At 66.8% G+C, this 25,426-nt stretch carries 17 protein-coding genes; 9 read left to right on the forward strand and 8 right to left on the reverse strand.

Annotated features, from left to right (window positions below):
- The first annotated feature begins 360 nt into the window (after positions 1–360).
- From ACOYYX_RS04210 to ACOYYX_RS04225, 4 genes are all read left to right on the forward strand, one after another.
- Positions 361–3,327, forward strand: a complete 2,967-nt coding sequence (locus tag ACOYYX_RS04210; protein ID WP_422928687.1) for a PVC-type heme-binding CxxCH protein — start codon at positions 361–363, stop codon at positions 3,325–3,327.
- Positions 3,328–3,332: 5 nt separating this feature from the next.
- Positions 3,333–4,430 carry an isochorismatase family protein gene (locus ACOYYX_RS04215; RefSeq protein ID WP_422928688.1) on the forward strand — a complete coding sequence of 366 codons (1,098 nt, stop codon included), beginning with the start codon at positions 3,333–3,335 and terminating at the stop codon, positions 4,428–4,430.
- Entirely contained in the window at positions 4,427–5,452 is a 1,026-nt protein-coding gene (locus tag ACOYYX_RS04220; RefSeq protein ID WP_422928689.1) for a polysaccharide deacetylase family protein, read from the forward strand. The genes ACOYYX_RS04215 and ACOYYX_RS04220 overlap by 4 nt, the downstream gene beginning before the upstream one ends.
- 88 nt (positions 5,453–5,540) lie before the next feature.
- Positions 5,541–6,353 carry a DUF3050 domain-containing protein gene (locus ACOYYX_RS04225; protein ID WP_422928690.1) on the forward strand — a complete coding sequence of 271 codons (813 nt, stop codon included), beginning with the start codon at positions 5,541–5,543 and terminating at the stop codon, positions 6,351–6,353.
- A 33-nt stretch (positions 6,354–6,386) separates the two neighbouring features.
- Here the strand turns inward: ACOYYX_RS04225 and ACOYYX_RS04230 are convergent, their stop codons facing one another.
- The gene (locus tag ACOYYX_RS04230) at positions 6,387–7,337 is read right to left on the reverse strand and encodes an aldo/keto reductase (protein WP_422928691.1); all 951 of its coding nucleotides are present in this window, start codon (positions 7,335–7,337) and stop codon (positions 6,387–6,389) included.
- 191 nt (positions 7,338–7,528) lie between these two features.
- Positions 7,529–8,818 carry an MFS transporter gene (locus ACOYYX_RS04235; RefSeq protein WP_422928692.1) on the reverse strand — a complete coding sequence of 430 codons (1,290 nt, stop codon included), beginning with the start codon at positions 8,816–8,818 and terminating at the stop codon, positions 7,529–7,531.
- A 533-nt stretch (positions 8,819–9,351) separates the two neighbouring features.
- On the opposite strand from ACOYYX_RS04235, the gene ACOYYX_RS04240 reads away from it, so the two are divergent.
- Entirely contained in the window at positions 9,352–10,470 is a 1,119-nt protein-coding gene (locus tag ACOYYX_RS04240) for a GntR family transcriptional regulator (protein ID WP_422928693.1), read from the forward strand.
- Between the two features lie 46 nt (positions 10,471–10,516).
- Here ACOYYX_RS04240 and ACOYYX_RS04245 read toward each other — a convergent pair whose 3' ends face one another.
- The 3 genes from ACOYYX_RS04245 to gltB all read right to left on the reverse strand — a co-directional run bounded on the left by ACOYYX_RS04245 (position 10,517) and on the right by gltB (position 18,702).
- Positions 10,517–12,265 carry a cytochrome c peroxidase gene (locus ACOYYX_RS04245; protein ID WP_422931587.1) on the reverse strand — a complete coding sequence of 583 codons (1,749 nt, stop codon included), beginning with the start codon at positions 12,263–12,265 and terminating at the stop codon, positions 10,517–10,519.
- A gap of 251 nt (positions 12,266–12,516) precedes the next feature.
- Positions 12,517–13,983, reverse strand: coding sequence for a glutamate synthase subunit beta (locus ACOYYX_RS04250; protein ID WP_422928694.1), 1,467 nt, complete (start codon positions 13,981–13,983; stop codon positions 12,517–12,519).
- A 132-nt stretch (positions 13,984–14,115) separates the two neighbouring features.
- On the reverse strand, positions 14,116–18,702 hold the full coding sequence (gltB, locus tag ACOYYX_RS04255; RefSeq protein WP_422928695.1) for a glutamate synthase large subunit: 4,587 nt from the start codon (positions 18,700–18,702) through the stop codon (positions 14,116–14,118).
- A 686-nt stretch (positions 18,703–19,388) separates the two neighbouring features.
- Here gltB and ACOYYX_RS04260 point away from each other — a divergent pair.
- Both ACOYYX_RS04260 and ACOYYX_RS04265 read left to right on the forward strand, forming a co-directional pair.
- Positions 19,389–20,642, forward strand: coding sequence for a hypothetical protein (locus ACOYYX_RS04260; protein WP_422931588.1), 1,254 nt, complete (start codon positions 19,389–19,391; stop codon positions 20,640–20,642).
- 164 nt (positions 20,643–20,806) lie between these two features.
- A complete protein-coding gene (locus tag ACOYYX_RS04265) occupies positions 20,807–21,229 on the forward strand; it encodes a hypothetical protein (protein ID WP_422928696.1) in 423 nt (140 codons plus the stop codon).
- 58 nt (positions 21,230–21,287) lie between these two features.
- On the opposite strand, the gene ACOYYX_RS04270 is transcribed toward ACOYYX_RS04265, so the two are convergent.
- The 3 genes from ACOYYX_RS04270 to ACOYYX_RS04280 all read right to left on the reverse strand — a co-directional run bounded on the left by ACOYYX_RS04270 (position 21,288) and on the right by ACOYYX_RS04280 (position 25,025).
- The gene (locus ACOYYX_RS04270) at positions 21,288–23,873 is read right to left on the reverse strand and encodes a serine/threonine-protein kinase (protein ID WP_422928697.1); all 2,586 of its coding nucleotides are present in this window, start codon (positions 23,871–23,873) and stop codon (positions 21,288–21,290) included.
- Positions 23,873–24,472, reverse strand: coding sequence for an ECF-type sigma factor (locus ACOYYX_RS04275; RefSeq protein WP_422928698.1), 600 nt, complete (start codon positions 24,470–24,472; stop codon positions 23,873–23,875). Before ACOYYX_RS04275 ends, ACOYYX_RS04270 begins: the two co-directional genes overlap by 1 nt.
- A gap of 310 nt (positions 24,473–24,782) precedes the next feature.
- A complete protein-coding gene (locus tag ACOYYX_RS04280; protein ID WP_422931725.1) occupies positions 24,783–25,025 on the reverse strand; it encodes a hypothetical protein in 243 nt (80 codons plus the stop codon).
- On the opposite strand from ACOYYX_RS04280, the gene ACOYYX_RS04285 reads away from it, so the two are divergent.
- The gene (locus tag ACOYYX_RS04285) at positions 24,957–25,181 is read left to right on the forward strand and encodes an RNA polymerase sigma factor (protein ID WP_422931589.1); all 225 of its coding nucleotides are present in this window, start codon (positions 24,957–24,959) and stop codon (positions 25,179–25,181) included. The two genes, ACOYYX_RS04280 and ACOYYX_RS04285, sit on opposite strands and share 69 nt — an antisense overlap.
- Complete coding sequence (locus tag ACOYYX_RS04290) at positions 25,157–25,393, forward strand: hypothetical protein (protein WP_422928699.1); 237 nt, start codon at positions 25,157–25,159, stop codon at positions 25,391–25,393. Before ACOYYX_RS04285 ends, ACOYYX_RS04290 begins: the two co-directional genes overlap by 25 nt.
- Positions 25,394–25,426: the final 33 nt, after the last annotated feature.

Consider the following 25,426-nt stretch of genomic DNA (forward strand, 5'->3'; position numbering starts at 1 on the left):
CCTCCAACGACCGATCGCGGTCCAATCCCACAAATATTACAACGCGACCACGATTCCTTCCAGGGCACCCGACCCGGAGATCCCCCGGACGAATCCGCCAAACCACGCGACCGCCCCGCTCGGCCCGACTCCATCACCTTGCTTTTGGCGCCGAAGCGAGCCGTCGGCGGGACGAAATATGACGGGACGTAGGTTCATGCGTAGGCATGAGAAATTCGATACGTCTGTCGAAATGATCGCGGCCGGCCCCCTTGACCGTCGCGGGTGGGGCGTATCTTCGGGGCGCCGCGACCGATATCATGGCCCCGGCCTGGGAACCGGTTCTCCGGCCATATCTTGATCCCACGGGTGCGACGAGCTGTGCGGACATCCCTACGACGGCTGGCCCTGGCGGCCCTCCTGCTTTCCACCCCGGCCCGCCTGCGTGCGCAGGGCTATTCGCCCGCCGAGGCCGCCGGCCGCATGACCCCCGCGCCCGGCCTCAAAGCCCGGATGTTCGCCTCCGAGCCCCTCGTGCGGCAGCCGGTGGCGATCGAGTTCGACGACCGGGGCCGGATGTGGGTGATCCAGTACCTCCAGTATCCCAACCCCGCCGGCCTCAAGCGGGTCAACGTCGACCGCTACTCGCGCACGGCGTATGACCGCGTCCCGGAACCCCCGCCAAAGGGGCCCAAAGGGGGGGACCGCATCACGATCCTCGAAGACAGCGACGGCGACGGGCGTGCCGACCACGCCAAGGATTTCGCCACCGAATTGAACCTGGCCAGCGGCCTCGCGTTCGGCCACGGCGGGGTCTTCGTCGCCCAGGCTCCGTACCTCCTCTTCTACCCGGATCAGGACCGGGACGACGTGCCCGACGGGGATCCCGAGGTCCTGCTCACCGGCTTCGGCATGGAGGACGCCCACTCGGTCGTGAATTCGTTGACCTGGGGGCCCGACGGCTGGCTCTACGGGCTGCAAGGGAGCACGGTGACCGCAAAAATTCGCGGCATCGAGTTCCAGCAAGGCGTCTGGCGCTACCACCCGAAGACCCGCAAATTCGAGCTGTTCGCCGAGGGGGGCGGCAACATGTGGGGCCTCGACTTCGACCGCGCAGGGAACCTCTTCGCCTGCACGAACGTCGGCTCCTCGATCGTGCTCCATGCGGTGCAGGGGGGCTACTACTGGAAGTCGTTCGGCAAGCACGGGCCGCTGCATAACCCGTACACGTTCGGCTACTTCGAGCACGTGCCGCACGAGGGCGTGAAGGGGGGCCACGTCGCCGTCGGCGGACTCTTCTATGACGCCGACGCCTTCCCCGAGGCCCTCCGCGGTAAGTTCCTGGCCGGCGACCTGCTCGACCACTCGGCCCACTGGCACACGATCAAGCCCGACGGCTCGACCTTCCGGGCCTCGCAGGGAGGCGACCTGCTCCGGGCCAACGACACCTGGTTCGCCCCCAGCGACATGACCCTCGGCCCCGACGGCTCGGTCTACATCGCCGACTGGCACGACAAGCGGACCGCCCACCCCGACCCCGATGCCGACTGGGATCGCACCAACGGCCGCATCGTCGCTCTCGACGGCCCTGGGGTTGGCAAACTCTCTGATCTTGGCTTCGCGGGGCTCTCCCAGGAGGCGCTCATCGCGCTTCTCGACCACCCGAACGTCTGGCAGGCCCGCCGGGCCCGGCGCACCCTGATCGAGCGCAATGACTTCGCCCTCTGGCCGAAGCTCCGCGAATCGGCCCTCGCCGGACGCACACTCCGGGCCCTGGACTGGCTCTGGATCCTGGACGCGACTGGCGGCCTCGACGACGCGACGGCCGGGCGCCTTCTCTCGCACCCGCTCGCGGAGGTCCGGGCCTGGACCGTTCGGCTCCTGGGAGATCGCGAGCAGGTCGCCCCGGAACTTGCCAAACGCTTCGTCGAACTGGCTCGTGAGGATCCGAGCGTCCTGGTCCGGGCGCAACTCGCCTGCACGGCCAGGCGGCTCCCCCGCTCGATGGCCATCCCAATTACGTCGACCTTGGCCCTGCGGGACATCGACAAATCCGATCCTTACGTTCCGCTACTCGCCTGGTGGGCGATTGAACGCGATGCGTTGGCGTCCGAGGGCGAAGGGCTCAATCCTTACGTGGCCCCGGACGCCTGGAAATCCTCGCTGGTCCGCGAAGTGATAGGCCCTCGCCTCATCAAGCGTTACGCGGCCGAGAAGAATGAGCGAGGCGATGCACTGATTCTCCGCCTCCTGGCCTCAGCCCCCTCGGCCCAGCAGCCTGCGCTGCTTGTGGCCCTCGACGAAGCGACGCGGGGGCGTCGGCCGGGGACAACCGGCTCAATTTTGGCAACCAGTATCGCGAAGCGTGCCAAGGACCATCCCGACGACCTCATCGCCCTGCGGCTCGCGGCCCGGCTCGGCGATGAATCGGCCCTGGATCGGGCCCTGAAGCTGGCGGCCGACCGAGCCACCAAGCCATCGACCCGCCTCTCCCTGGTCGAACTGCTGGCCGAAGCTCCCCAACCCTCAGGCCGGCGAGTGCTCCTGGGGTTGGCCCTCGACGAGCCGCTCGACTCGGTCGCGATCTCGGCGGTGAAGGGGCTGGGAGCCTTCGACGATCGCGAGGCCGGGGCCTCACTCATCTCGGCCTATCCCGCAAAGTCGCCGGCCTGGCGCGAGGCGACGCGTGACGTCCTGCTCGGCAGGCCTTCGGGCGCAAACCAACTGCTCGACGCGGTGGACGCGGGGAAGATCCCGGCTGCGGAGGTCCCGATCGAGCAGGTCCGCCGGATCGCCCTGCTACATGACGAGGAACTCGAGGAGCGGGCCCGCAAGCACTGGGGCACGATCAAGGCGGCCACGCCCGAGGAGAAGCTGGCGGAGGTCCGTCGGCTCAACAACGACCTCCGGGCGGCCCAGGGGGATCACCGGCGCGGGCATGACCTGTTCACCAAGCAATGCGCCTCGTGCCATCGCCTGTTCGACGAGGGGCATGCCGTGGGCCCCGACCTGACGCATGCCAACCGCGCCGATCGGGATTTCCTGCTGACGAGCCTGGTCGATCCGGGCGGGGTCGTTCGCAAGGAGTACCAGTCGTTCCTGATCGCCATGCGCGACGGCCGGGTTCTCAACGGCCTGATCGCCGAGCAGACCCCGGATTCCCTCACCCTGATCGAGGCCAACGACAGGCGAACCCGGGTGGCCCGCGACGACATCGAGTCGATCAAGGAGGCCACCACCTCGCTCATGCCCGAGGGGCTCTACCGCGAGTTCAACCCCGACCAACTCCGAGACCTCTTCCGCTACCTCCAAACCCAGGAACCCCTGGGAAAGGACGCAACCCGATGACTCGCATGCGGTTTCGAATGGGATGGAGGGGGCTCGTCCTGCCCCTGGCCCTCGCCTGCAACCCCTCGGCGAAGGCGGGAGAACCAAGCTCCGATCCCGGCTCGCGGACGTATGAGAACAAGCTCACGCCGCTCTCGTCGCCCAGGCCGATCCTCGCCGACTTCCCCGAGTTCGTCGAGCCGATCCGGGAGACCGCCCGGTTCGCGGCCCCGACGCTGGTGGACGACCCGGGGGCGGATCTCGAGGTGCGAGCCTGGCGGTTCTCGTACAACGCGCGCGGGATCATCGAGATGCCGAACCGGCTCCGGGCCGACCGGACGGCGGTGATCGTCGTGCATCCGTGGGGGATCGACGACGGCCAGGGGTGGAAGACCCCCGAGCCCGCCGGGGTCGCCTTCCAGTGCACGCCGGCCAAGAACAAGATCGTGCTCGACCACGGCGGCAAGGTCATCAACCCGCTCTTGAAGTCGCTCCGAGGCCGTGTGGGCCTTGTGGCCTACAGCCTCCCCGGCAAGGAGGACCCGATCCGCAAGAAGGTCTACCGCTCCTTCCACGGCAAGCCCACCGAGGCCGAGCGTCGCGAGGGGGCCAAGGAACTCTCGGCGAAGCTCAAGGAGTTCCCTTATGAAGGGAAGGCCTTGCCGTCGACGATCGTCGTCTCGCCGGAGACCCCGACGGTCGGTTATTTCCAGGCCTTCCCCGGCCTCGACGCCGGCCCCGGCTACGACCACGCGGGGTTCTGGGACCAGCCGATCCCCGTGATGAACACGATCGACGTCCATCCCGACGACTACGTGATCTACGACCTCGAGGGCTACCCGCTGCTCCGCGACGAGTTGAAGAAGCGGGGGATTCGCCACGTCCTGCTCACCGGCTACAATACGGATATGTGCGTCTGCCTGACGACGGCCGGCTACAAGAACCTCGGCCCCGACTTCGACGTCTTCCTCGTCGGGGACGCGACCATCGCGACCTTCCCCGCGCATCCGACCCCCCGCTTCGCGACGACGGCCTCGGTCTCGTTCGCCGCCCTGAACCTGCTCGTCACCCAGGCGTCATGGATCCATCCCATCCCCTCGACCGAGAAGGCGAACGGACGATGACCGGCCACGGCAACGCGAACCGCCGCGAATTCCTCGCCGGCGCCCTCTCGCTCGGCGCGGCGATGGCGTTGAGCGATGAATCGACGCAAGCCTCGACGGCCCCCGACCCGGCCGAGCCCCACGCCCACGTCGCCATCACGCTCGACCTCGAGATGTGCCGGCACTATCCGACCTGGGAGCAGACCCACTGGGATTACGAGAAGGGGAACCTCGACGCCGACACCAAGCGCTACGCCGTCGAGGCCGCCCGCAGGGTCAAGGCCAAGGGGGGGCGGATCCACTTCTTCGCCGTCGGCCGAGTCTTCGAGCAGGAGGATGTCTCCTGGCTCGAGGAGATCGTCAAGGAAGGGCATTACGTCGGCAATCATACGTATGATCATGTCAATGTCCGGGCCAAGACCCCCTCGGAGACGCAGTTCCGCTTCCAGCGAGCCCCCTGGCTCGTCGAGGGCAAGTCGGCCTTCGAGATCATCGAGGGCAACATCCGGCTCGCGACCCTCGCGATGAAGCAACGCCTGGGGATCGCGCCCCAGGGGTTCCGGACCCCCGGCGGGTTCTACGACGGCATCGTCGAGTTCCCGGAGATCCAGAAGCTGCTCTTGAGGCTCGGGTTCGACTGGGTCAGCAGCAAGTATCCCAAGCACCCGCAGGCCGAGCCGGGCAAGGCCCCGTCGAAGGAGGTCATCGCCGGGATCGTGCAGGCCCAGGCCGACGCCCAGCCGTTCGCCTATCAGTCGGGGCTGGTCGAGGTCCCGATGAACCCGATCAGCGACGTCAACGCCTTCCGGACCGGCAAGTGGCCGCGGCCGGCGTTCCTGGACGCGGTCCATCAGGGGCTCTCCTGGGCCATCGACCGTGGCGCGACCTACGACTTCCTGGGACACCCGTCCTGCCTGGTCGTGACCGACCCCGACTTCCAGGTGATCGACCTGATCTGCGACCTCGTTGAGCAGTCTAAGGGGCGCGCCTCATTGGTGGATCTCGGCACCATGGCGAGACGTGTCAAGCGTCCTGTGTCATGATAGAGCGTCGTCCGCGCCGAACCTCGCGCTTCGTGACTCTTGGAGGATGATTGGGTCCGGAGGCAACAGCCTCCGGGCCGAGCTTGCCATGTCCTATCAACCCATCGACAATGCCCGCCTCGATCATCTCCTGGAAACCCTCCGGCCGCTCCGCGACCGCCTCGTCGCCCATCCGGTGTACGCGGCCGTGGATTCGGTCGAGGCGCTCCGCATCTTCATGCAGTCCCACGTCTTCGCCGTCTGGGACTTCATGAGCCTGCTGAAGGCCCTGCAGCAGAAGCTGACGTGCGTCGATCTGCCCTGGGTGCCGCGGGGTGACTCTTTGAGCCGACGCCTCGTCAACGAGATCGTCCTGGCCGAGGAGAGCGACGATGACGGTCGCGGGGGCTATGCCAGCCACTTCGAGCTCTATCTCGACGCCATGACCCAGGTCGGCGCCGACCTCTCCGTCATCGAGCAGTTCGGCAAGCGGCTCGCGGACGAGGCGTCGGTGCTTGAAGCGTTGTATCAGGCCGACGTGCCCGACGAGGCCCGCCTGTTCGTCCTCTCGACGTGGAAGGCCCTGGCCTCGGGATCCCCCGTGGCGATTGCCGCCGCCTTCGCGCTCGGCCGCGAGGAGCTGATCCCAGAGATGTTCGTCGCCCTGAGCGACCGGCTCGACTCAACCTCGCCCGGCCAGTTCGATGGCTTCCGATTCTACTTGAAGCGTCACATCGACCTCGACGGCGACGAGCACGGCCCCGCCGCCTTGCGCCTTGTCGCGGCTCTCTGCGGCGACGACCCGCGCCTCTGGGCCCTGGCCGAGTCCTCCGCCCGCCAGGCCCTCGAAGCCCGCCTCAACCTCTGGGATGGCGTCGCCCGCAGGATCGAGGAGTATGCCCAGGTGACCGTCGGGCGATAGATTCCGGCTCTCGGCCTCGCGGTCCGGCCCCGCTCAGGCGGGCATCAGGCTCGTCAATTTCTCCGGTTCTTCGCCGAGCCATTCGGGGTTCGAGGCGGTGGAATCGAAGATCGAGGATGTCTTGAAGAGTTCGTACTCGCCGCGGGAGCCGGTGGCGGAGGTCTTCGCCATCAGGGCCTCGATCTCGGCCTCGTCCAGGGGCTTGAAGGTGCGGGCAGCTTCGAAGGCCTGGTCGAGAATCTCCAGGCTGTCGATGCCGGTGATGACCACCGAGGTCGGCAGGTTTAACGCATAGTGCAGGCATTCGATCGCGGTGACGGCGCCGGACTTCAGGATGATCCCATTGCCCAGGCTCTTCATGCCGAGCACGCCGATGCCCTCGCGGACCAACTCCGGCAACACCTGTCGGCCGAAGCTGCGGTAGTGGGCGTCCATGACGTTCAGGGGCATCTGCACCGCGTCGAATTTGAATCCGTGCTGGTGGGAGACCTCGAGCATGTGCAGGTGGATCTGCGGATCCTTATGGCCCGTGAAGCCGATGTAGCGGAGCTTGCCCGCTTGTTTCGCCTCAAGCAGGGCGGCTTGCGCACCCTCCTCGTCGAAGATCCGGTGCGGGTCGTCGAAGCGGATGATCTCGTGATGCTGGACGAGGTCGATGCAGTCGGTTCGTAAGCGCTTGAGCGATTGTTCGAGCTGACGGGTGGCCTCTTTCTTCGAGCGGCCGTCGATCTTGGTCATGAGGAAGACCTTCTCGCGATACCCGTCCTCGAGGGCCTTGCCCATCCTCGTTTCGCTCTCGCCGTCGTTGTAGTCCCACGAGTTGTCCAGGAAGTTGATCCCGCGGTCCACGGCGGCATGGACGATCTTCTTCGCCAGCTTCTTGTCGACGTGCTTCAGCGCGAGGTGCCAGCCGCCGAGGCCGATGGCGGAGACCCGCTCCCCCGTGCTGCCCAGGGTCCGGTAGGGCATCTCGGTGTCGCTCATAGCCTTGGCTCCTCGATCGAGAGAGAATCTGGAAAACCAAAACGGCCGCTGGCCGCCCCCTTTCATGCTTGGGAGCGGCTCGCGGCCTTTGGTCGTGCGTCAGGCCGATCGGGGATGACTCGAGCAATTCTCGCGCCCGGCGACCTTGAAACATTCGGCCGCGCAAGGATGAGTCGATCCCCGGGCTCGGCTCAATGGAAATGCGTGGCCCTCGCGTGACCGGACTCGCCCATCCCGAAGGTCCGCCAGGAGACCTTGGCCGGTGAGTGCCCCCGCAGCTTCGCCGCGCGACGCTCGGCGATGATGGCCTCGGCCGCCGAGACGCAGAAGATCGACAGGCCGACGATCGCGAGCAGGGCACCGACCCAGCCGGTCGAGTTCAGGCCGAAGCCCGAGTCGATCGCCAGGCCGCCGAGCCAGGCGCCCAGGGCATTGGCGACGTTGAAGGCCGAGTGGTTCAGCGAGGCCGCGAGCGTCTGGGCGTCCTCGGCCACGTCCATCAGGCGGATCTGGAGCGCCGGGACCAGCGCGACGCCCTGCGCGATCAGCAGGATGTTGAGCAGGGCCAGCCAGAGGTTGTGCGAGGTGAAGGTGAAGAGGCCCATCACCACGACGTTCCAGGCGAGCGCACCGCCGATGGTCGGCAAGAGGGCCTTGTCCGCCAGCTTCGCCCCGATGAGGTTGCCCGAGATCATGCCGACGCCGAAGACGGCCAGCACGGCGGGCATGTACCCCTGGGACAGACCGGCAACCTGTGTCATGGTCGGCGTGATGTAGCTGAAGACGCAGAAGAGGCCGCCGAGCCCGACCGAGCCGATCCCGAGCGTCAGCAGCACCTGCCTGCGCTTCAGGGCGCCCAGCTCTCGCAAAGGGCTCGAGGCGCGGTCGGCCGGGCGGCGGGGGACGTAGAGCCAGATGAGGGCCGAGGCGGCTGCACCGATCAGGCCGACGAAGGCGAAGGCGGCCCTCCATCCCATCGTCTGGCCCATCCAGGTGGCCAGCGGCACCCCCGCGAGAGTCGCGCCCGTCAGGCCCAGCATCATCCGGCCGACGGCCTGCGCCCGGCGGTCGGGCGGGACGAGCGACGCGGCGACCAGGGACGCGACGCCGAAGTAAGCCCCGTGCGGCAGGCCGGCCAGGAACCTCGCGGCGATCAGCGACGGCAGGCCCGTCGCCAGGGCGCTCGCCAGATTGCCGAGCGCGAAGCAGGCCATCAGCACGGTCAGGACGACGTGCCTGCGGCTCCGGGCCGCGAGCACCGCGATCACCGGCGCACCGACGACCACGCCCAGGGCATACGCGCTGATCGCATACGCCGCGCCCGTGACCGAGGCCTTCGTGTGCTCGGCGATCTCCGGCAGCAGGCCCATGATGACGAATTCGCCGGTGCCGATCCCGAATCCGCCGAGGGCCATCGCCAGCTCGGCGCGGATCCTGCGCCCGTTATCGAGTTCCATTCCCGAGAGACTCTCAGTGGACATGATCCATCCTTCAATCAATGCGGCTATGTGGAATCGCTTCGCGACTTGGTGCGTCCGAGGTCATGACATGAGCATGAACCGGCCGCTCCGGTTGGGGGCGGTGTGTCGACTTGCATCGAAATGCGCCCGGGCCTTCGGCGCCGGGAGGTCGTTTCGAGGCGGGGGGCGTCGACCTTGCCTTCAGGGCTGGATGTGCCCAGCGGCTCGCCCGAGGGCCCGACAACATCGGTGATGTCGAGACTCGGAGCGGAGCCGCTGGCGATCAAGAGGTGCTGGGAGAGGTGAGGGGGGCGGGCCTGGGTCTTGGCTGCCCCCCCGGTGTGCGGCAGGTCTTTCGATGGATGGTCGCGTCATGGATCCCTGTGGTTTCGGCGAGGCCCCCCCGGCACGATCCGAGGGCCCGACCAGGCCGATGTTCCGATCTCCTAACACCGACTATTATAGGCAGATGACCCCGATCTGATTTGACAATTTCGTGAAGATTGTAAAAATAGTTGTCAGGACAATTTCGCCGATTGTTATGGCAGGTTGCTATGCCCGCAGAGCCGAAGCACAGTCACATCTCGCGCGAGCTGCTGGCGGAGATCGCCGCGGGCAAGTACGCGCCGACGAATCGGCTCCCGAGCGAGGCCCAGCTCGTGGAGCGGTACGGGGTCTCGCGGCCCACCGTCGCCCGCGCCTTGCGGGATCTGCAGGATCAGGGGCTCGTCGAGCGCCGGGTCGGCTCGGGGACGTTCGCGCGCAACGTCGCGACCCCCGAGGTCGCCGCCAGGCAGTTCGGGCTCTTGATACCCGGCCTCGGGACGACCGAGATCTTCGAGGGGATCTGCGGCGAGCTCGCCGGCCTGGCGAGGGTCCGGGGCTATGGCCTGCTCTGGGGCGGGACCGGCTCCAGGCCGCTGGAGGACATCGGGGTCGGGGATGCCGAGGCCCTCTGCGAGCAGTTCATCAATAGCCAGGTGGCCGGCGTCTTCTTCGCCCCGTTCGAACACACGCCCCACCGCGAGGAAGTGAATATCCGCCTGACCGAACGCCTGCGCAAGGCGGGCATCGCGGTGGTCCTGCTCGACCGCGACCTCGGCACCTTCCCCGCCCGCAGCGATTTCGACCTCGTGGGGATCGACAACTTCGCCGGCGGCTATGCCCTGGCCGATCACCTGATCAAGCTCGGCTGTCGCTCGCTGGCGTTCATCGTGCGGCCGCACTCGGCCTCGACGGTCTCGGCGCGGATCGCGGGGGCGCGCGAGGCGATCCTGGACCGGGGCCTAACGGTCCCGGCCGACTTCGTGCGCGAGGGGGATCCGGAAGACCCCCAGTTCGTCAAACGCCTGCTGGGCAAGGGGCGCGTCGACGCGATCCTCAGCACCAATGACGACGATGCGGCCTTGCTCCTGCGCTCCCTCGACCGGGCGGGGCTCCGGGTCCCCTCCGACGTGCGGCTCGTCGGCTTCGACGACGTCCGCTACGCGAGGATGCTCTCGGTCCCGCTGACCACCATGCACCAGCCCTGCCAGGAGATCGCCGTCGTGGCCCTGCGGGCGATGCTGGATCGGATCGCCGACCCGTCGCTGCCGCCGAGGAGCCTGACCCTGTCTCCCGTCCTCGTCGTCCGCGAATCCTGCGGCGCCTACATCGGGCCGATGAAAGGCTGAGTCGGGATCGACCTGCGAACGGTCTCGACCCCGACCTCGATGGAGATCAAAGCGTCTTGAGGAAGGCCGCGAGGTTCTTCACCTCTTCGGCGCTCAGTTCGGTGTCGGCCGGGTGCTTGTGCTGGGAGAAGACCTCTTCGAGCCCCTTGGCCCGGCCGTCGTGCAGGAGCGGCGAACGCTCGCCGACGCCCCGGAGCGAAGGCGGGTTGAACCTCTGGTTGCCGACCTCGTCGACCAACCCCACGTCGAATCGCCCGGCGCTGGTGTAGGAGGAGCCGGCGTGGCAGTCGTTGCAGCGCTGGGTCTGGAAGACCTGGCGGCCTCGCGTGATGGCGTCGGCATCGCTCGCCGCGACCCGGGTCGCGGGCTGCGTCGGCTCCAGCGACCGGAGGTAGGCCGTGAGGGCGGCGACCTTGTCGTCGGAGGGGGATCGGCCGCGCATGGTGGTCTCGACCGACTTCCGCACCTGATCCTCGAGCTTCGCGAACGAGCCGGTCCAGGCCCAGGGGCCGGTCGCGCCGACGCCGATCAGGCTCGGGGTCCGCTTGGGGGCCCCGAAGCTGCCGTCGCCCAGGGTGTCGACGACCAGGCCGTTGGTCTGGCCTTCGGCGTGGCAGGTCTGGCAGCTCATCCAGCCGTCGTGCGAGAGCTTGGCGTCGAAGAAGAGCCGTTCCCCCTGGCCGACGAGGTCGAGCGGAGGCCGGGCTCCCAGCGAGATCCGACCCAGCCAGAGCCCCGTCGTCGTGTCGACGACCGAGAGGGCGTCGTCGAGGGTCTCGGCCACATACGCGAACTTGCCGCTCGGGTCCAGCGCCACCGCCAGCGGCCGACGCCCGACCGGGATCCGCTTCCAGTAGCCGGAGGCCTTGGCGCTCAGGGCCAGCTCGTCCACGCCCGCCACGGCGAGGGCGATGCCACCTCGGCCGTCGAACGCGAGGCCGGCCGGGTCGCCAGCGCCCATGCTCGAGCTGCCGACGTCGGTGAGACGGCTCCCTCGCAGCAGGTCGGCGTCGGTCCCGGGGGTCGTCAGGGCGTCGACCCGGAGCATCCGGACGTGGTTCGTGAGCAGCCGACCCCAGTGGATATCCTCGAAGTCCGCCTTGAACCTGCCGTGGATCGTCTGGTGCGAGACCGCGAGCATCTGGCCGTCGGGACTGAAGGCGAGGCCGCGGATATTGTGCGCGGGGATTGTGCGGACTGCGTCGAGCGTCGCGTTCCGGGCGTCGACCACGGCGAGCTTGCCGCCCAAGCCGTCGGCCGCGACGACCCGGCTCCCATCCTTCAGCATCGCCAGCTTGTGGGGGCTGAAGGGGAGGTCGAGCGCCTTCCGGATCGACCAGGGGGACGCGGGATCGGCCCCGAGGTTGAGCAGGGTCAAGGTCCTGGAGCGCTGCGAGGCGACCGCCGCCGTCTTCCCGTCGGCCGAAACTGCGATCGAGACGGGGTCGACGGCAACCTTATGGCTCACAACGACCTTGATCGCGTCGCCGGCTACTTCGAGCCAGAGCAGGGCATCGCCGGGTCGATCCAGCGCCAGCAAATGGACGCCATCGGGATGGACCGCGACATCGGAGAGGCCCCGGCCCAGGTCGACCTCGGCCAGGAGCCGTCGCGAGGCGGGATCGACGACCGAGAGGCCGCCGCTCCTGGAGTTGGCCACGAACAGCCGGCTCCCGTCCGGGCTGAACGCCAGGGCCACCGGCTGGCGGTCGCGAGGGCTTGCGCCCGCGGCGGAAGCAGGCTCCGCGGCCTTCACTTCAAAGCAAAGCGGGAGCGTCAGGAGGAGCCAACCCATGCGCAAGCAAAGGCTACCGAAGGATCCGCCAGGACGAACCTCGGACGCGTCTCGATTCCGACCGTTCATAGGGCAACCCCGGTTTGAGGAGGGAAGGTCCGGCGGGATATCGACCTCGGAGCCCCACCATCATCCCGGGGAGTCGCTTTTGACGCAACAGGAGATCAAGATTGCGTGAAGGACCCAGACGCCCTGACTCTTGGAATTCGCCCCATCGGATCTGCTTGCTGTGCGAAGGGGCCTCGCTCTTATTACTCGACCAGGAGCGGCGAGCCGTCGCGGGCGTGGAGGGGGCTCGGGCGCTTCATGAGGTATTCGTCGACGTTGCGGGCGGCCTCGCGTCCTTCGGCGATGGCCCAGACGACGATCGACTGGCCGCGTCGGCAGTCTCCCGCGGCGAAGATGCCGGGCTGGGTGGTCATGTAGCGGCGGTCGGAGAGGATCGCGCCCCCCTCGGTGAGGCTGAGGCCGAAGGCGGCGGGCAACTGCGGCTCGGGACCGGAGAAGCCGATCGCGAGGAGGACCATCTCGCAGGGGAAGACGAGCTCGGTGCCGTGGATTTCCTCGAACTGGCGTTCGCCGGCCTCGTCGAAGTACTGGTGGACGCGGACGGCGTGGAGGGCTTTCACCTGGCCCTTTTCGTCCCCCTCGAAGTGCTTGGTCTTGATCTGCCAGTCGCGCTTGCCCCCTTCCTCGTGCGCGGGGGAGACGCGGAGGATCTTGGGCCAGAGGGGCCAGGGGGTGTCGGGGTTGACGTTCTCGGGGGGCCGGGGGTTGTAGTCGAGCTGGAGGACGGAGCGGGCCTGGTGCCGGTGGCAGGTCCCCAGGCAGTCGGCCGCGGTGTCGCCGCCGCCGATGATGATGATGTTCTTGCCGGTGGCGAGCAGCGGCGCGGCGGACTCGGGGTCGCCGAAGCCTCGGTGGTTCTGCTGGGTCAGGAAGGGCATCGCCTGGATGATGCCCTTGAGGTTACGCCCGGGGATCCCGAGGTCGCGGGGCCTCGTGGCGCCGACGGTCAGCAGGAGCGCATCGTACTTGCGACGAAGCTCGACCGGGTCGATGGTCCGGCCCACGTCGGCGTTGAGGACGAACTGGATGCCTTCGGCCTCGAGCTGCGCGATCCGGCGGTCGACGTACGACTTGGCCATCTTGAAGTCGGGGATGCCGTAAGTCAGGAGCCCCCCCGGCCGATCGTCGCGCTCGTAGACGGTCACCGCATGCCCGACGCGCCTGAGCTGCTGCGCCGCGGCGAGCCCGGCGGGTCCGCTGCCGATGATCGCGACGCTCTTGCCCGTCTCGGCCTGGGGCGGGGCCGGGACGATCCAGCCCATCTCCCACCCTTTGTCGACGATCGCCTGCTCGATGTTCTTGATCGTGACCGGGGCGCCGCTGAGTGTCAGGACGCACGAGGCCTCGCATGGGGCGGGGCAGGTCTTGCCGGTGAACTCGGGGAAGTTGTTCGTGTCGTGGAGCGCCTTGAGCGCCTCGTGCCAGCGGTTGCGGTGGACGAGGTCGTTCCAGTCGGGGATCAGGTTCCCGAGCGGGCAGCCGGTGTGGCAGAACGGGATCCCGCAGTCCATGCAACGGGAGGCCTGCGCCCGCAGGCTCTCCGAGGGCATCGGCTGATACAGCTCCTTGAAATCCTTGATCCGATGATGGATCGGGCGCGGGGTCGGCTTCTGGGGTTCGATGTTGAGGAAGCCTCGGGGGTCGGCCATGGGATTGCGCTCCGCTCCGCGCCTGAAGACTCGTTTATGTGGGGAACACGGGAGGGCGCGGGGAGGGCCGTCGCCCTCGATTCTCAATGCCCCGCGCCGGCCGTGGTTTTGCAGAAAATGATGCGAATGCGATCAGTTGTTGACGAGTTCCCACTGCCGCTGCACGATCTTGCTCTGCTCGATCACGCGGCGATAGTCGCGCGGGAAGACCTTCACGAAGTGGCCGAGTGCGGCCGAGAAGTCGTTGACGATGGCGTCGCCGACGGTCGACCCGGTGTAGAGGACGTGCCGGTTGATCAGGTTGCTGAGCTGGGCGACGTCCTTGTAATCCTCGACCGGGACGAGGTCGACCATCTCGAGGTTGCACTGATCGCGGAAGAGGCCCTTCGGGTCGTAGACGAAGGCGAGGCCGCCGCTCATGCCCGCGGCGAAGTTGCGCCCGGTCGGGCCGAGGATGACGACCGTGCCGCCGGTCATGTACTCGCAGGCGTGGTCCCCGACCCCCTCGACGACGGCCTTGGCGCCGCTGTTCCGCACGGCGAACCGCTCGCCGGCGAGCCCCCGGAAATAGGCCTCGCCCGCCGTCGCGCCGTAGAGGGCGACATTGCCGACGATGATGTTGGACTCGGCCGCGAAACTCGACTCTTGCGGCGGGGCGACGATGAGCTTGCCCCCCGAGAGCCCCTTGCCGATGTAGTCATTCGCGTCGCCGCGGACCCGCAAGGTCATCCCCCGCGTGACGAACGCCCCGAAGCTCTGCCCGGCGCTGCCGTTGAACTGGATGTCGACGGTGTCTTCCCTCAGCCCGGCCTCGCCGTACTTGGCCGTGATGAAGTAGCTGAGGAGGGTCCCCGCCGTCCGGTTCATGTTGGTGATGGGCATGGTCCGCTGGACGCGCTTCTGGTTCTCGAGCGCATCCTTGCAGGACTCGAGGAGCTCCCAGTCGAGCTGCTCGGCGAGGATATCCGGCTGGCGCTCGATCCTGCGGATCGGGGTGCCGTGGGGCACGTCGGGGCGACTCAGGAGCGGCGAGAGGTCGAGGTCCTTCGCCTTCCAGTGCCCGCTCAGGTCGATCGGGGTGAGCAACTCGGGGCGCCCGATGATCTCGTCGAGGGTCCGGAACCCCATGCTGCTGAGGTACTCGCGGACCTCCTCGGCGACGAAGAAGAGGTAGTTCACCACTTGCTCGGGCGTGCCGTTGAACTGGGCCCGCAAGACCGGATCCTGGGTCGCGATGCCGACCGGGCAGGTGTTGAGGTGGCACTTCCGCATCATGATGCAGCCCATCGCGATCAGCGGGGCCGTCGCGAAGCCATACTCCTCGGCGCCGAGGCAGGCGGCGACGATGACGTCGCGCCCGGTCTTGAACTGGCCGTCGGTCTGGACGACCACTCGGCCCCTCAAGCCATTGCGCACGAGCGTCTGCTGCGTCTCGGCCAGGCCCATCTCCCAGGGGATCCCGGCGTGCTTGATGCTCGAGAGGGGCGAGGCCCCCGTGCCGCCGTCATAGCCGCTGATCAGGAGCCGGTCGGCGTACCCCTTGGCGACCCCGGTGGCGATCGTCCCGACGCCCGCCGCGGCCACGAGCTTGACCGAGACCTCCGCGTGCGGGTTCGAGTTCTTGAGGTCGAAGATGAGCTGGGCGAGGTCCTCGATGCTGTAAATGTCGTGGTGCGGCGGCGGCGAGATCAGGCCCACGCCGGGCGTGCTGTAGCGGGTCTTGGCGATGGCGTTGTCGACCTTGTGGCCGGGGAGCTGCCCCCCTTCGCCGGGCTTGGCCCCCTGCGCCATCTTGATCTGGATCTCGACCGCGTTCGCCAGGTAATTCGCCGTCACGCCGAACCGGCCGCTGGCCACCTGCTTGACCGCGCTGCTGCGCCAGTCACCGTTGGCCTCGCGCTTGAACCGGGCCGGGTCCTCGCCCCCTTCGCCCGTGTTGCTGCGGCCCCCAAGGCGGTTGAGGGCGATCGCCAGGGCCTCGTGCGCCTCCTTGCTGATGCTGCCGAAGCTCATGGCGCCGGTGAAGAAGCGCTTGACGATCTCCTTGGCCGGCTCGACAAGCTGGAGGGGGATCGGCTTCCTCCCCTTGCGGATCTCGAGCAGGCCGCGGAGCGTGCACTGGTGCCGGCTCTCGTCGTTGGCGGCGAGGGCGAACTCCTTGTAGCTTGCGAACTCGTTCTTGCGCAGGGAGTGCTGGAGCTTCTGGATCGTCTCGGGGTTCCACATGTGGTACTCCCCGCGACGCCGCCACATATGTTCGCCGCCGCCGTCGAGGTCGGCCTCCTCGGCGGTCGGGGAGCCCGGGAAGGCGATCTCGTGGCGTATCAAGGACTCCCTCGCCACCACGTCGATGCCGATCCCCTCGAGCCGGCTGGGGGTCCCGGTGAAGTGGCGCCTGATCAGGTCGTGGCCGAGGCCGATGGCCTCGAAGATCTGGGCACCACGGTAACTCATCAGGGTGCTGATACCCATCTTGCTAAAAATCTTGAGCAAGCCTTGATCGATGGCCTTGCCGTAGTTCTTGAGCGCCTGCTTCAGCTCGAGCGAGTTGCCCTGGGCGTCAAGCAGCATCTCTTCGTGCGCCAGCCCCTGATAGGTGTCGAACACGAGGTAGGGGTTGACCGCCCCCGCGCCGTAGCCGATCAGCAGGGAGAAGTGATGGATCTCGCGGGCCTCGCCCGTCTCGACGACGATCCCGCAGCGGGTCCGGAGCTTCTCGCGGATCAGGTGGTGGTGGACCCCCGACGTGGCCAGGAGCGCGGGGATCGGCACGCGGTCGGCGTCGTGGCCCCGGTCGGAGAGGATCAGGATGGTCGCGCCGGCGGAGACCGCCTCGGAGGCCTCGGCGCAGAGCCGATCCATCGCGGTCTCGAGGCCGGCTTCCCCTTCGGCGCGGGGGAAGGTCGTGTCCAGGGTCCGGACGACGAAGCCGGGGCGATCGAGCTCGCGGATCTTGGCGAGGTCGGCGTCGAGCAGCACGGGGGACTCGAGCCGGAGCATCCTCGCGTGCTCGGGCGTCTCGGCGAGAAGGTCGGACTCGCAGCCCAGGAGCGACTCGGTGTTCATGACGACCTTCTCGCGGATCGGGTCGATCGGCGGGTTGGTCACCTGGGCGAACAATTGCTTGAAGTAATGATAAAGCAACTGGCTCCGGTGGCTGAGCACGGCGAGCGGGGTGTCGGTCCCCATGCTCGAGACCGGCTCCTTGCCGTCCTGGGCCATTGGCAAGAGGACGCGGCCGATGTCCTCCTGGGTGTAGCCGAAGACGAGCTGCTGGGTCCGCAGCCTGGCCAGCTCGAAGTCGGGGATGCTCGACGGTTCGGGCAGGTCCTCGGGCCGGAGCATGTTGGCCTTGAGCCAGTCGGCGTAGGGACGCCTGGCGGCGATCTCCGACTTGATCTCGAGGTCGCCGATGATCTTGCCCCGGACCGTGTCGACCAGGAAGAGCTTGCCCGGCTGGAGCCGCCCCTTGAGCTTGATCTCGTCGGGCGCGATGGGCAGGACGCCGACCTCGCTGGCCATGATGACGAGGTCATCCTTGGTGACGACGTAGCGGCTCGGGCGCAGGCCGTTGCGGTCGAGCGTGGCGCCGATGAGCGAGCCGTCGGTGAAGATCAGGCTGGCGGGGCCGTCCCAGGGCTCCATCAGGCAGCGGTGGTACTGGTAGAAGGCCCGGATCGCCGGGTCGAGGTCGTGCTGGCCTTCATAGGCCTCGGGAACGAGGGTCATCATCGTATGCGGCAGGCTGCGGCCGGAGCGGTACAGGAGCTCCACCGCCTGGTCGAGCACGGCCGAGTCGCTCAACCCCTCGAACTCGAGCGGCAGGATCTTCTCGAGTTCGGGGCCCAGCAGGCCGGCCTTCATCCGGGGCTGGCGGGCGCTCAGCCAGTTGGCGTTCCCCTTGAGCGTGTTGATCTCGCCGTTGTGCGCGAGCAGGTGGAACGGCTGGGCGAGGCCCCACTGCGGCGACGTGTTCGTGCTGTATCGGCTGTGCACGAGCGCCAGGGCCGAGGTCATCTCCGGGCGTTCGAGGTCGGGGAAGTAGTCGGAGAGCTGGTCGGGCTTGAGCATCCCCTTGTAGATGATCGTCCGCGAGCTGCAACTCGCCACCGCGAACCAGAGCGGATCTTCCTGAGCCCCCTCGGTGGCGCACCAGACCTCGGCGCGTCGCCTGATGACGTAGAGGGCGCGCTCGAAGGCCTCCTGATCCGCCGTATTCTTCCCCCTGGCGATGAGCAACTGCTCCATCACCGGCTCTCGCGAGCGGGCGAGCCAGCCGATGGCCGCCGAGCGGACCGGGACGGGCCTCCAGCCGAGGACGATCTGCCCCTGCTCATGCACGAGGGCTTCCAGCGTGCGCTGGCAGACGAGGCGCTCGGCCCCTCCCTTGGGCAGGAACACGAAGGCGACACCGTACGAGCCGACTTCCGGCAGCGGGACGTTGAGCCGGGAGGCCTCGGCGCGGAAGAAGGCGTCGGGCATCTGGATCAGGATCCCCGCGCCGTCGCCGGTATCCTGGTCGCAGCCGCAGGCCCCGCGGTGCTGCAGGTTGCGGAGGATCTGCAGCCCATTCTCCACGATCGTGTGGCTCTTGCGGCCGTTCAGGTCGGCGATGAAGCCGACGCCGCAGGCGTCATGTTCGAAGGCCGGGTCATAAAGGCCCTCGCGGCGGAAGAATGACGGGAGGGCGTACGAAGGGGCCGGGCTTCTCGGCTGCATGAGGCTATTCCGAGGGGTTTCCGCCCAAGGCGGCGGACGAAGGATTCGCGATCCCACCGGCAATCTCGTCGGCAACGAGAGATTCCGTCGGCTCGTGTCGGCCACGTCAAGCTGGGAACGAGTCTATACCAGAGTCGCAACTCATATGCCACCATTAAAGCGGCAAGGCCTTCCCCTAAGTCAAGCCCGAGTAAGAAGATCTGCGGTAGATCCTCCGCTCGAGGAATTCTCGACAGGATGTGTTTGCCCAGGAAATGTGCAGCTGTGCCTGGAATGTGTCAGATGGGCTCATCTCGAGCTGATGCTCGGCGTCGAGGCAGTCTTTGTGCCTCGGAACGGGTATCGGTCCGCACCGGGGATCCTCGCGGTTCGTGCGGCCTTTGTGCATTCGGGCGATGGCGATGAATGCGTCGAAGGATTCGATCCAAGATGGTGGTGGTTTTGTGAAATCTGCATCCTTGGTATTGTGAAAATGCTTTGAAAAATTCAAGTAAAAATCCGGTGCGTATGGCGGATGTTTTGATGAGAGCCGCGGGAATTCGCTTGAACTCGGCGGGGCGTTCGAGTCCATTGTGGGCCGCATCGATGTGTGCGAGGTCCTGATGGATTGCTTCGAAAAGCCTGGTTCGACCCCGGAGGCGGCCAACGTGTTGCGTCGGATCGTTGTCTTGTCCGTGTGCGCCTGGATGATCGGGATCTTTGCCCAGGCGAGGGCCCGCGCGGAGATTCACGTCGGCGCGGCGACGCGCGTGATCACGCCCGACCCACTCTTGCCGATCTCGGGCGGGATGGGGGCTCCGAGGCCGGCGAAGGAGAAGAAGGGCGACATCAGGGCGAGGGCCCTCGTGATCCGCAAGGGGGATGTCTCGGTCGCGGTCGTCTCGCTCGATTTGCTCGGGTTCCCGTCGGTGCTGGGGGATCGCGTGCGGGCGAAGGTCACCCGGATCCCGGGGGCGAACATCCTGATCGGCTCGACCCACTCCCATAGCGCGCCGGATTGCTACGCCTTCCCCGATGGAAAAGGGGGGCATACGGGGGATCTCGCCTACATCGACTCCGTCTGCAACAAGGCCGCCGAGGCCGTCAACGAGGCCATCGACCGGCTCCAGCCCGCCTGGATCAAGGTCGCCACGGGGGAGGCGAGGGGGAAGATCGCGTACAACTACTATGCCCCCGAACTGTACGACAAACGCATGAGCGTCATCCAGGCCGTCTCGCCGCAGGGGAAGACGATCGCCACGCTGGTCAACTACGCGATCCACCCCGAGGTCCTCGGCAACGAGGTCGGGATCCTGAGTCCCGACCTGATCGGGCCCCTCTGCGAGACGATTGAGGCGAGGTCCGGCGGCGTCGCCCTCTTCATGAACGGAGCCCAGGGGGGCATGATCACGGCGGACAACCGCAACCTCGACCAGCCCAGCGACCCCCAGCGCGGCTACTGGAAGGATTCGAGGACCTGGGACGAATGCCTCCGGATCGGTCGGCTCATGGCCGCCGAGGCCTCGCACCTGATCGAGTCCGCCCCCATTCAGAAGGATCCGGGGCTCTTCTGCGACGCCGTCGAGGTCCGCTTCCCCGTCGATTCCGACGACATGTGGGCGGTGATCGTCCACTCCCCCTTGAAGTATCCCCGCAACAAGGACCGCTCGGTCAATGCCCGGGTCAACCTCGTCAACCTGGGCGATGCGCAGATCCTCACCATCCCCGGCGAGGCCCTGCCGAACATCGGCTTCTACCTCAAGCGCAAGATGCGAGGGAAGCACAATCTTCTGTTCGGCCTGACCAACGAGGCCTTCGGCTACATCCTGACGAAGGTCGACTTCCGGAGCTTCCCGCGCTACGACTACGTCTCGCGCACCTCGCTCGGCGAGATGACCGGCGAGATCCTCATCGACGAGGCGCTCACGTTCGTGAACAAGTCGCCGGCCCCCGATCGTTGATTGGGGCGGAGAGGGGCGGATGGCCCCATCGAAGAAAAAATCCTTCCGAGGCGTGACACGCCGCAGCGACCGTCTGCGGATGACCTGGCAGAAGCGGCTCGCTAAGAGTCGCTGCGAAAGCCAAAGGATGTGTCAAGGCCCCTCGGATTAGGAAAGAGACTTCGATGAGCGTCATCAGCAACGTCCGCCCCGTGATCCTGACCGTCGCCGCCCTGTTCGCGACAGGCCTCGCCTCCACCTCGGCCCAGGCCCAGGGCTTCAGCCCGATCACGGGACGTTGGGAGGCGCAAACGCCCGGCGGTTCCTCGTACTACCACTTCAAGCCGTCGTACGGCACGACCCCCGACGGGGCCCTGGGCGGTCGGTTCTTCCACGGCGAGATCCGCTACGGCGGCGCCGAGTTCGTCAGGGCCCAGGGGCAGTACTTCGTCCGCTGGGTCGGCCCGAAGCGGTTCCTGGTGACCTTGCAGTTCGACGACGGCCGGGTCGTGACCGTCTTCGACCACCTCATCACCTGGAACCAGATGAACATCAAGCACGGGCCGCGGCACCTGGCCTTCTTCCGGCAAGACCCGCGTCCCTGGTGACCAACGCTCGAGAAAAAAAGGGGCCTCCGCGATGGATCGCGGGGCCCTTTCTTCGTTTCTATCGCGTGGCGGGGGCGTTGGTCTTCGCGTCGGCACCGGCCTGAGGCGCATGCCTGGCGGCCTCGGCCTTGAGCGACTCGATCCACTCGAGGTCGCGACGCAACTCGGGGTTGTTGAGCTGCTTGCTGACGAGCTTCTTCTGGAGGGCGAAGGCTTGCTCGATCTTGGCCCGCCCCTCCTCCTCGTGGCCTTCCCGGCGATCCAGCACGCCGGACGCGGCGAGGTTGCGGACGGAGGCCGCCTCGAAGCGGACGACCCCGGGGTTGCCCTCGCTGAGGTGGTTGAAGAGGTCTTCGGATCTGGCGATGTCTTCCCGGGAGTTGGTGAGCAGCCCCCGCCGGTTCAAGGCCCGGCCGAGCTCGGCCTGGAGGTCGGCCGCCCCCGGTTGCTCGCGGATCAATTCCTCCAGGAGCTTGACGGCCTCGTTGAAGTCGCCGACCGCCTGCTTGCCGTGCTCGCTCTTCGGGTCCTGCCCGTGCTCGCTCTCGGAGTGCAGGAGCCCCAGGTGGAAGTAGGACCAGGCGAGGTCGGAGACGATGTTCCAGTGCTCGTAGATGAGGCCGCTGGCATCATCCAGGATCGAGTAATCCTTCGGGATCGTCTTGTAGAGTTCCTTCTGCAGGGTAGCCGCCTGCTGGTGCGCCGCGATGGCCCCTTCGCGCTCGTGGGTCTCGTAGTCGAGGTGCCCCTGGTTGTTGTAGCTGCGGGCGAGCTGGAACTTGGCGATGTTGTCGGAGGCGTCGGTCTTGGCCAGCTTCTCGCGGATCGCCTTCGCCTTGTCGTACGAGACCTTGGCCTCGCCGTAGCGCCCGTTCTCGCGTTCCCAGTCGCCGATGTAACCGTAGCTCCGCGCCAGGTCGCTCTGGAATCGGCGGTCGTCGGGATACTTGTTCGCCAGCTCGATGCGGATGCGGAGGCCGTCGCGATAGCGGGCGAGCCCTTCGTCGAGCTTGCCGATCTCGCTGTAGTGGATGCCGAGGTTGTGATACGTCTCGGCGAGCTGCGCCTGGCGTTTCGGGTTGGACGGATCCTGGGCCGCGAGCTTGAGGCGCAGCTCGAGCGCCTCGTTGTAGGCGTTGACCGCCTCCGCCTTCTTGCCGACGAGGTCCATCAGGCGGGCCATCCGGTTCAGGACGTCGGCGACTTCGCCCCGGAACTTCGGGTCTTCCCCGCGGCGATCGAGGAAGTCCTTCTGCCCCTCGGCGAGGATGTTGAGCAATTCCATCAGCCGGGGATGGTTGCGCAGGTTCTTCTCGCTGAAGATGGAGACCTTGTCGATGACCTCGCGGGTCAGCTCATAGCTCTGCTCGGTCCGCGCGAGGGCCGACCGCAGGACGATCGAGAAGATGACCGAGGCGACGGCCAGGGGCATGAGGATGATGAGGGCCGTCGGGATCGGGTGCTTCCTGACCCATTTGGCGGCCTTCTCGACGAACCCCGAGCGCCTCGCCTTGATCGGGTTCCCCTCGAGGTAGTTGTGCAGGTCCTCGGCCAGCTTCAGGGCGCTCGTGTAGCGCTGGGAGGGCTCCTTCTCCAGGCACTTGAGGCAGATCGTCTCCAGGTCCCTGTCGCACTTGGGGTTGAGCGTCCGGGGCTTGGGGGGCTCCTTGGTCGTGACCATGACGTGCAGTTGGACGAGGCTCTCCGCGTGGAAGGGGGGAGTCCCGGTCAGCGCCTCATAAAGCGTGGCGCCGAGGCTGTAGATGTCGGTGGCGTGGCCGGCCCGCGCGGGGTCTCGCCACTGCTCGGGGGACATGTAGGGAGGCGAGCCCAATCCCCCCGAGCCGGTCGTGAGGGTCCCGCCGCCGTTCTGCCCCAGGAGCTTGGCGAGGCCGAAGTCGGTGACGTACGCCTTGCCCGACTCGTCGATCAGGATGTTGCGCGGCTTGATGTCGCGATGCAGGACGTTGCGCGTGTGGGCATGGTCGACGGCTCGGGCGACCTGCTCGATGCAGCGAGCGGCGGTGCGGTTATCGAGCGGCTTCTTCTCGATGACGTCGGCGAGGCTCCGCCCCGCGACGTACCGCATCGCGTAGAAGTGCTGCCCGTCGACCTGGCCGGCCTCATAGACCGGGACGATGTGCTCGTGGTCGAGCCTCGCGGCGAGCTGGGCCTCGAGCCGGAACCGATCGACGGCCGAGGAATCGTCGAGCCATCGGGGGCGGATCACCTTGAGGGCGACGTCGCGCTGGGTGTTGCGGTCCCGGGCGCGATAGACGATCCCCATGCCCCCCTCGCCGATCGGGCCGATCAGCTCGTAGGCCCCGATCCGATCCTCGCCGAAGACCGCGCGGATGATGGTGGCGTAGGCCGGGAACCTGTCGAAGTAATCCGAGGCCTTCGGCGTCTCCCCGCGGGTGGTCCGGAGCTCGCGCTCGAGCTGGAGGAGGTCGCGGAAGAGTGCAGGGCGCCTCGGGGCCGGGACGGAGTCGTCGGCCAGATATTCGTGGATATTCGGGTTCTTGCCGTCGTGCCAAGCGTTTTCGAAGCGATCGCAAACCGCGTCGAGATACGGCTGCCACGAGAGCATGGAGTCGAGCGGGACGGTCATCGCGGCGGGGGTTGCGGGGCCCGTCTCGTCCATCACGGGGCCTCCTCCTCAGGCGTGTTCGGCCCCTCCCAGAGTCTCCGGATCTCGCGGAGGCGCCGGTTCGTCCAGGAGAGGGACATATTGAACCGCTGGGCGATTTCCTCGTTGGTGTGGCAGCCCATCTTCATGACGGCGATCTCGCGGAGGGTCTCGTCACCGAGCTGGTCGAGCTTGACCCGGACCTCCTCGGTCCAGCTCGCGATGAATTCGGGGTCGGGGCTCTTGCCGATCAACTGGTCGATGTCCGGGTCGTGCTCGATCTTGTTGGCGCCCCGCTTGGCCGCCCCCTGCCTGCGCTGGAGGTCGATGACCTTCTGGGCTGTGAGGCCGACGAGCTTGACCCAGAGGTCGTCACGGTCGTGGATATCGGGGAAATCACCACGTCGCGTCCGCCGATGGAAGCTCATGAACGCGCTGAGGGCGGCATCTTCCTCGTCCGCGACGATGAGCCGCCGCTGGTTCTGGAGCCGACGGCGGGCGAGCGCGACCAGGAGGGAGAAATAACGCTCCCAGATTTGCTGCATGGCGTTGGTATCGCCCTCGTTCAGCCTCCTGAAGGCCCTGGTCACCGAGCCACCGTCATCGGGCTCCATCGCCTATGCCTCCCGGAGTGTCGCCGGACGAAGTGGGGGAGATAGCCTCTTCAACACAAATTATCATCCTTTGGCGATTCGTAACAGGCTGCGACCCCGAATCCAGAGCTCGAGGCAGCCTGCCGTCAACTCGACGGATTCGAACAGTGAGGAGTGGCCGGGACTCTCCCACGACCGAAGTCCTTCGAATTTTCGACGCCCATCTCCTCGATACTCGTTCTTCGCGAAAAATGTGGGATGAAATCCCACCTCATGAGGAAATAAGGAGGAAAGCGCCTCTCGGAGTTGGTCGTACCGATTTTGGGGATCACTACGGATGAAGATGGCCGCCCGTGACTTGCAAGCACTCTTCGACCTCGGGGCCCTCGGCGGCCTGACGGACGCCCAGTGGCTCGATCGATTCGTCGCCCGCCGAGAAGACACCGCATTCGAGGAACTCGTTCGCCGCAATGGCCCGCTCGTCTGGGGCGTCTGTCGCCGGATCCTGAGGAATCATCATGACGCCGAGGATGCATTCCAGATGACGTTCCTCGTCCTCGCCCGCAAAGCGCATACGATCATCCCGAGAGAAAGGCTCGCCCCCTGGCTGTACGGAGTGGCCTATCAAACCTCGATCAAGGCGAGGGCTCGTTCGGCCAGGCGAAGCTCGAAGGAGCGGAGATCACGCCGAGGATGCTCAATCGGATGGCCTCTGACGCCAGGGCCTTGAAAGCTTCACTGGAGCGGGATCTCGAACAATTCGAAGACGAATACCTCCGATACCGCCGCATGCCTGCTGCCAAGGCCGAAGATCCTAATCGCCTCGAACTCGTGGAGAAGCTGAACGCCACCAGAACGGTATTTAACGCCACTCTAGATATGTGCAAAATGCTGCAAAGAGCCCTCGATCAATTGGATCCGACGATTGCATCGCTTTTATGATGCTTCGGCTCGCATTGACGGTTCGATCTCGCC

It is taken from the genome of Singulisphaera chitinilytica, assembly GCF_049331405.1.
GTDB lineage: Bacteria > Planctomycetota > Planctomycetia > Isosphaerales > Isosphaeraceae > PoT.

Coding starts and splice junctions, on each gene's coding strand:
- ACOYYX_RS04215 (WP_422928688.1), top strand. CDS start 3,333: ATGCGGTTTCGAATGGGATGGAGGGGGCTCGTCCTGCCCCTGGCCCTC.
- ACOYYX_RS04220 (WP_422928689.1), top strand. CDS start 4,427: ATGACCGGCCACGGCAACGCGAACCGCCGCGAATTCCTCGCCGGCGCC.
- ACOYYX_RS04225 (WP_422928690.1), top strand. CDS start 5,541: ATGTCCTATCAACCCATCGACAATGCCCGCCTCGATCATCTCCTGGAA.
- ACOYYX_RS04230 (WP_422928691.1), bottom strand. CDS start 7,337: ATGAGCGACACCGAGATGCCCTACCGGACCCTGGGCAGCACGGGGGAG.
- ACOYYX_RS04235 (WP_422928692.1), bottom strand. CDS start 8,818: ATGTCCACTGAGAGTCTCTCGGGAATGGAACTCGATAACGGGCGCAGG.
- ACOYYX_RS04240 (WP_422928693.1), top strand. CDS start 9,352: ATGCCCGCAGAGCCGAAGCACAGTCACATCTCGCGCGAGCTGCTGGCG.
- ACOYYX_RS04245 (WP_422931587.1), bottom strand. CDS start 12,265: ATGGGTTGGCTCCTCCTGACGCTCCCGCTTTGCTTTGAAGTGAAGGCC.
- ACOYYX_RS04250 (WP_422928694.1), bottom strand. CDS start 13,983: ATGGCCGACCCCCGAGGCTTCCTCAACATCGAACCCCAGAAGCCGACC.
- gltB (WP_422928695.1), bottom strand. CDS start 18,702: ATGCAGCCGAGAAGCCCGGCCCCTTCGTACGCCCTCCCGTCATTCTTC.
- ACOYYX_RS04260 (WP_422931588.1), top strand. CDS start 19,389: ATGATCGGGATCTTTGCCCAGGCGAGGGCCCGCGCGGAGATTCACGTC.
- ACOYYX_RS04265 (WP_422928696.1), top strand. CDS start 20,807: ATGAGCGTCATCAGCAACGTCCGCCCCGTGATCCTGACCGTCGCCGCC.
- ACOYYX_RS04270 (WP_422928697.1), bottom strand. CDS start 23,873: ATGGACGAGACGGGCCCCGCAACCCCCGCCGCGATGACCGTCCCGCTC.
- ACOYYX_RS04275 (WP_422928698.1), bottom strand. CDS start 24,472: ATGGAGCCCGATGACGGTGGCTCGGTGACCAGGGCCTTCAGGAGGCTG.
- ACOYYX_RS04280 (WP_422931725.1), bottom strand. CDS start 25,025: ATGCGCTTTGCGGGCGAGGACGAGGAACGTCATCTGGAATGCATCCTC.
- ACOYYX_RS04290 (WP_422928699.1), top strand. CDS start 25,157: ATGGCCTCTGACGCCAGGGCCTTGAAAGCTTCACTGGAGCGGGATCTC.